This window comes from Chryseobacterium contaminans (genome assembly GCF_001684955.1).
Classification (GTDB): domain Bacteria; phylum Bacteroidota; class Bacteroidia; order Flavobacteriales; family Weeksellaceae; genus Chryseobacterium; species Chryseobacterium contaminans.
Genome location: NZ_MAYF01000102.1, coordinates 1 through 6,339 on the forward strand (window position 1 = coordinate 1; position 6,339 = coordinate 6,339).

Here is a 6,339-nt window from a genome sequence, read left to right on the forward strand (position 1 = left end):
TTGAAGGTTAGGCTTCCATCATAGCTTTTCCAGTCACCAATCAGTTCAATATATTGCCCTTCCACTTTTTCAGTTTTCCTGTTCCATTTAAAGTTATAAACGAATCGTCCTTTAAAAACTCCGGAATGTTTTCCTTTATTCTCTTCAGCCAGTTCGTATTCTCCAAATACAGTTCCCTGCTTTTTAGAATCCTTATATTTTGAAATGGTAATGGTTCCTTCAAATTTGGCATAATTGGTATCTACAAGAGAATATCCTGAAACAAAATACTCCTGGTCGTTCTTTTTATTCTGTTCAGAAATATTTATTTTAAGTTTCAGTTCCTGTCCCTTAGTTCCAATAGTTCCGATATAAGGCTTACTGTTATTCAGCCAGGCATTTGAAATATCAGGCATTTGTGCCAACGCAAAATTAGCTGCCAGAATGAAGAGCAATAAAAGTTTTTTCATATTGTAATTTTTAAACACCGAATTGAGCCAGGTGATGGTTCAGATGTTTTGCAAACATGTTATTCCATTCCTGTGCTTTCAATTTCCCGAAAGAGAAAGATTCTTTGCCATCGAAAGCTTCTGCTCCCAATTGCTGGGTTTTTTGTATAAAACCAATCAGTCTTCTTTTTTCTTCTTCAAAATTTTTTCTTCCCGATATTAAAAACTGAGGTGCTGTAGGGGAATCTTTCGGATAGGCTTTTTCACCTACTACTTTAGGTTTCACAAAAGTTTTTAAAATAAATTTCGCAATAGATCCCGGCTTTTTATGTTTTTCTGGTTCATATACCATTTCATAGGTGATACAACAGTGCGCCAACATCTGATCCACCGTCATTTTCCCCCATAACCCATGTGTATCTTCTACCAGTCTGTTTATTCTATCAATATAGTTTTGAGCGTCTTTTGCGTCAAATACATTTTCCATATACGATCTGTTTTTACTACAGACAAATATATCAGTTTTTTTGTTTGATTTTTAGAGTGAGAGATTTTTTTGTTGTGAGATTCGGGGGACGAGTTTTAGAGTACGAGGGTTTTAGAGTGTGAGAGTAGTTTTAGTGTACTTTTTATCTTTTCCAAGACTATTCTCTACTATAAACCGTCATTTGATGTGTAATAAAACGCAAATACCGAATGAAAACCATGATCGTCATTCGGTATTTACATTTTTCAAACTGATATCATTTATTCAACCTCCTCTTCAGAAGCTCCTTCCAGAGCAATTTCCTGCGGTGCTGCTTTTTTGAAAATAAACCAAAGCTTAATTTTTAAAGCAATCCATCCTATAATGGCATAAACCACTAAAAGAATACTTAAATGTTTCAGATAGGGGAAAGTAAGTTCTACAGATCCTTTCTGAATCAACAGGATTTTAAAAGCCTGTAAAAACGGAGTTAGTGGGATGATATTGGCAATAAACTGGACGAATGCCGGCATTGCGCTTAATGGCCATGTAAATCCACTGATGATAAATGCTGGAGAAGCAATTACCATCAGGATCTGTGTAGCCTTCAAAGCATCCGGAATCAATATACTGATGAAAACTCCAAGGAATGATACGGAACCTACAAAAACAGCTGTCAGAAGAATAAAATTAAATATTCCTTCCGGCATCGGTACCCTGAAGATCATGTGCATAAAGTAATAGATACCCACAATAAGAACAGAAGATACCCAAATTGGGATTACTTTAATCAACATGGTTGGAAATGCCCATTTCTTCATTTTCACATATTCCTTTACAAAAGATCCTCTTTGGAATTCTGCTGCAAAACTTACTGCCATTGCCAGCAAAATAACCTGTTGTAACACTACTGCCAACATCGCCGGCCACATAAAGATCAGATAGTTTCCGGTAGTGTTGAAAAGAGTAATATAATTCGCTTTAAAAGGCTCATATTGTGTTGCCGCCTTGGCAGCAGGCATTCCGGCTTTCTGCAATGCTTTAATGGATGCTCCGGCTGAAAATGTTCCTATCGTAAGCTGAAGTGCTTTGGATGCAAAATTGGCTGTTAAAACGTTTCCTGTATTGATATAAACATTCAGTTCAGGGTATTTTTTCTGAAGCATATCGCCTTCAAAACGGGATGGGATAATCACCACAGCTGCTGCTTCATGCCGAATAACCTCATCTTTTATACTCAAAGGTTCCTGGATATATTTGATGATCCTAATACTCTTATTATCATCCAACATTTCCGTTAATTGATTAGATAAAGGAGTATTATCCCTATCGACTACTAATACAGGTGTATTTTCAACTTTTCCGCTTTGGTAAACAAACCCCAGCAAGGTAGCATAAAAGATCGGCGCCACAAAGAACACTGTTCTCAAGGTTGAATTGCTGAAAAAAAGCTTGAACTCGCGTTTTAAAAGACGGAAAAATTCTTTCATCTGTATAATTTAATATTTTAAATAACCAGACGGTAAGCTTTAAGTATTGAGCCTAACCGTCCTGTTCCGTTTCATAATTATTTCAGGATAACATTGGCATTTACCAAAAGACTTTTAGCCTTATTCATATCCGTTGGTTTTACTTTAATCTCGTAGATAGCATCCTGCAACTGATAATCAGGATAAGCCGTAGTAATATCTGCATACCTCGTCAATTGTTTGATATACACAATTGTTCCCTGTAAGTTCTCTTTATTATAAACGATCTGCATATTTACATTCTGACCTTTCTTATATTTTGAAATAGAGCTTTCCGGAACTGTAAACCTAAAGTAAGTACTTTCAGGAATATATCCGTTGAACAAAGCAAATCCTGCCGTAGCCAGCTCTCCTGTATTTAAGCTGATGGTTTCAATTTCCATATCATTGGTAGCAATGACATATCTTTCCGAGTAGGCTACATTGGCCTCCTGTAATGCTCCTTTTGCCTGAGAAGCCTGTCCCGCTGCCATTTCCACTTTTTCAAAACGGGTTCCTCTGTTCACATCATCCAGCTCTGCAACTACCGCATCATATTGCGCTTTTGCTCCCTGAAGTTTAGCATAGATTTCATCGTGTGCCTGTGGAGACATTAAACTATCCCGGAACATATTATTAGCTCTTCTGTAGGATTTCTGTGCAAATTCATACTGTTCTTTCAATCCTTTATATTTTGCCTGAAGCTGTCTCAACTGATCGGGTGTGGCTCCGTTTTTAGCCATCTGTTCCTGAGCTGTTGCAGCACTTACGGCTCCTTGTGCCTGAGCAATTTTTGCAGAAACTTCCGGCACATCGAGCTGAGCCAGGGTATCTCCTTTTTTTACTGTCTGCCCTTCAGAAACATATATTTTTAAAATCCTTCCGGTTACTTTTGGAGCAAATGAAATGACATCCTTTTTGGTTTTTCCTTCAGGCTCTTTTATTTTTTCGTTTTTCTTATCACAACTTCCCAGTAAAAACAGAGAAGCAAAGACTATAGCTATATTTTTATGCATCATTTTAATTTTTATGGGATTAAATAAAATTTGGTAATATCCAGTTCCTGAGTGGACCTCATCAGTTCTATTCCTGCTCTTCTCTGGTTGAAAATAGCATTCTGATATTCCAGTTCAGCTGCCTCAAGATCGTTTTCCGCATCAATAAGCTGGGATGATTTGCTCATTCCGTATCTGAATTCTTTTTCAGCCTGTACCAATGCATTTTTAGCCAGTTCTTTTTCTTTGACTTTTAAAGTGATCTGTGCCGTAGCAATATCATAATTGGTCTGGTTATTGGCCAGATTCAATGATAATTTTTTCAATGCATCTTCTTTCTGATTCTGCAGTACTTCTTTACCCACTCTGGCTGTTTCTTCAGCATGTTTTCCTTCTTTTCCGTCAAAAATCTCCCATTTAAAGCCAACTCCTGCTGTGATCAAAGGAAAAATATTTACATTATTAGGGCTCCAGTCCAGTTTTTTGCCTTCGTATCCAAGTAATGGAACAGCAGGAACCACGTTTTCTGAACTTTTAATACGGTTTCCATATAGTCCGATATAATACGCAGAAGCCATTAGCTGAACTTTAGGGATCATCCAGGTTCTTTCTGCTTTTATTTTATAGTCTGCAGCAGCAATTCCATGTTCAAGGGCACGCACTTCTGCTCTCTGCTCTATTCCTTTTTCTGCTGCCAGAAGTTCTACAGGAGATAAAACCGGATCTATCATTCTCAGACGTTCCTTATTGATTCCTGTTAAGATATAAAGCTGAGTCAGAAGCAATTCTTTCTTCCCTTCATATTCTACGACTTTTGCATTTAAAGTAGCCTGAGCCAGTTCAATTTTCTTATGATCGTAAGGAGTAATTAAGCCATAACCTAAAGCTTTATCTGCTGTTTTCTTGTTGATGTCCAGTCTTTTTTTACTTTCATCCAACACCTTTTTAGACTGATGGATCAATGCCAGCTGGTCATAGGCTTTAGAAATAGTGGCCATCACTTCATCTTTTGTTTTTTCCAACAAAATATCTTCGGACTTCTTTTTTTCTTCCACTGCTTTTTTCAGGTATTTTACCTTCCCTCCTGAATACAGAAGCATTTTGGCATCTGCTTTAGCAACGCCAGAAAATCCTGATACATTGAAATTGTTGTTAAAAGTTCCTTCCGGGATATTGATGAAAGGGGCCAGATTAATTTCCGGTGACGTAAGTCTTGCTGTTCCGTTAAGGTAACCTGCTTTACCGCTTAATTCCAGAGTAGGAAGAAAGATATCTTTTAACTTGTGTTCATCAAGATCGGTAAGTTTGTTTTGGGTAATCTGCATCTTCAGGTTCGAGTCCCGAACCATTGCACTATCCAGAAGTTCTTTAAAGTCCGGCGCAGACTGTGCCCAGCCAAAAGCAGGAAAAGCAAAAAAACTAAACGTAAAAATCAATAAATTGTTTTTCATGGTTTATGTTTATAACAAATATAATGCAAAAAATGTTAAAATACTCAAAGATAATTTAACAAAACGGTGAATTTAAAATAAGTTTAAAAGTTGTTTAAGTATAAAAGTCTTTAAAATAAAGTTTTATCTAATCCGTTTAAATCTTAATTAAAAACTAAAAAACTTTGAAAAAATTTATAACTCTACTTTTAGCGCTTTCTTTTTGCACTGTTCTTTCTCAGGAAACAAAGGCTTGCAAGTGTTTTCAATTGGAAAAACTAAAGGATAGCATGAATTCATATTCAACCAATCGTTTTCGTCTTCTGTCTGAAGAAGAAGTTCTGATTCCCCCTGCAAGTTATGTTTCTGTAGAATTTATAAATCCTGAAACAAAGCCCCAAAAAGGAAGTTCAGCTGAAAAAACAGACCATTTAGAAACGGTAGCGGGTATCCCCCGTAATCTTATTATCAAGCAAGGGGAACTCAATGGCTCAAAAGCTATTTTATATGCTGATGAAAGGTATGATTTCAGAAGTTATTATATAAGACTTTCAAGAGATAACGGGAAAACATGGAGAAATTATTTTACAGGATTAATTGTGAATCACAACTATTTTTTAAAGCTTCATTCCCCATATTCTTTATGGAAAGATGATGAACACCTTCAGATAGAAGCTGATATCAGACGCATGAAGAAGCCAACAATGTTACCTGATAGTTATCCTGTATATGAAATAGTAAAAGACAATGCCCTGCTCACTCTTGATCTCAATGAAATAACCAAAGATTCCGATGGAGATGGAATTAATGATATTGAGGAAATTAAAATGCTTTTTACCAATCCTTACTCAAATGATACGGATGAAGACGGCATCAATGATGTTGAGGATAAAAATCCCAGATACAAAAACCCGGATAATGATTTCACAAGACTTTGGGAGGGAGTTTTGTATGGCTACTATGAGTTTGTTCAGAAAGCAGATCCGTTAAATGAGGAGTTCAATATTAATTTGACAACCTTTAAAGAGGATATGAAAAAACAAAGAGAAGATGTGCCTGCCAAAAGACTTGATTTTATAAATTCATTACGACATAAGGTTATTGTGACGGATGATGAAAACCTGAGAAGGATTGAGCCTTTTGATGAAAAAATCATATTTATGAGCTCAAAGGAATATGTTTCCTATAAAGCATTTACTCATTCCTACAACACGGATATTTTTTACAGCAAAATGTTCCATTGTGATGAACTTAAGGATACCTACATTTTGTTAGTGAATTCAGATACTACAGGATATACTTATCTTATCAAAAGAACTTCCGACGGATGGAATGTGCAGATCATTGATCATTGGATCACGTAATTAATTGATTTTATTTAAACAACAACTCCCCACATCACTGTGAGGAGTTTTCTATTTATAATAAGCTTGCAAATTTTACTTCTGAACTGCTTTTTTCATTGCGTTATCAGGTCTTAACACTCTGTAACGAACTTCGATGTCTTTTGGT

6 protein-coding genes are annotated in these 6,339 nt (G+C 36.2%); 1 reads left to right on the forward strand and 5 read right to left on the reverse strand.

Annotation, left to right across the window (positions count from 1 at the left end):
• The 5 genes from BBH99_RS07560 to BBH99_RS07580 all read right to left on the reverse strand — a co-directional run.
• A partial coding sequence (locus tag BBH99_RS07560) for a hypothetical protein (RefSeq protein WP_066694120.1) occupies positions 1 to 449 on the reverse strand: 449 nt, incomplete at its 3' end.
• A gap of 10 nt (positions 450 to 459) precedes the next feature.
• Complete coding sequence (locus BBH99_RS07565) at positions 460 to 915, reverse strand: DUF1569 domain-containing protein (protein WP_066694112.1); 456 nt, start codon at positions 913 to 915, stop codon at positions 460 to 462.
• A gap of 260 nt (positions 916 to 1,175) precedes the next feature.
• Complete coding sequence (locus BBH99_RS07570) at positions 1,176 to 2,384, reverse strand: ABC transporter permease (protein WP_066694114.1); 1,209 nt, start codon at positions 2,382 to 2,384, stop codon at positions 1,176 to 1,178.
• A 77-nt stretch (positions 2,385 to 2,461) separates the two neighbouring features.
• Complete coding sequence (locus tag BBH99_RS07575) at positions 2,462 to 3,418, reverse strand: HlyD family secretion protein (protein ID WP_066694121.1); 957 nt, start codon at positions 3,416 to 3,418, stop codon at positions 2,462 to 2,464.
• An 11-nt stretch (positions 3,419 to 3,429) separates the two neighbouring features.
• On the reverse strand, positions 3,430 to 4,848 hold the full coding sequence (locus BBH99_RS07580; RefSeq protein WP_066694116.1) for a TolC family protein: 1,419 nt from the start codon (positions 4,846 to 4,848) through the stop codon (positions 3,430 to 3,432).
• A gap of 269 nt (positions 4,849 to 5,117) precedes the next feature.
• Here BBH99_RS07580 and BBH99_RS07585 point away from each other — a divergent pair, with 269 nt between their 5' ends.
• Positions 5,118 to 6,191 (forward strand): thrombospondin type 3 repeat-containing protein, encoded by a 1,074-nt coding sequence (locus BBH99_RS07585; protein ID WP_066694119.1) that lies wholly within the window; start codon positions 5,118 to 5,120, stop codon positions 6,189 to 6,191.
• Positions 6,192 to 6,339: the final 148 nt, after the last annotated feature.

Excerpts from the sequence above, each read along its gene's own strand:
- BBH99_RS07570 (WP_066694114.1), bottom strand. The coding sequence starts at position 2,384 with ATGAAAGAATTTTTCCGTCTTTTAAAACGCGAGTTCAAGCTTTTTTTC.
- BBH99_RS07565 (WP_066694112.1), bottom strand. The coding sequence starts at position 915 with ATGGAAAATGTATTTGACGCAAAAGACGCTCAAAACTATATTGATAGA.
- BBH99_RS07575 (WP_066694121.1), bottom strand. The coding sequence starts at position 3,418 with ATGCATAAAAATATAGCTATAGTCTTTGCTTCTCTGTTTTTACTGGGA.
- BBH99_RS07580 (WP_066694116.1), bottom strand. The coding sequence starts at position 4,848 with ATGAAAAACAATTTATTGATTTTTACGTTTAGTTTTTTTGCTTTTCCT.
- BBH99_RS07585 (WP_066694119.1), top strand. The coding sequence starts at position 5,118 with ATGAATTCATATTCAACCAATCGTTTTCGTCTTCTGTCTGAAGAAGAA.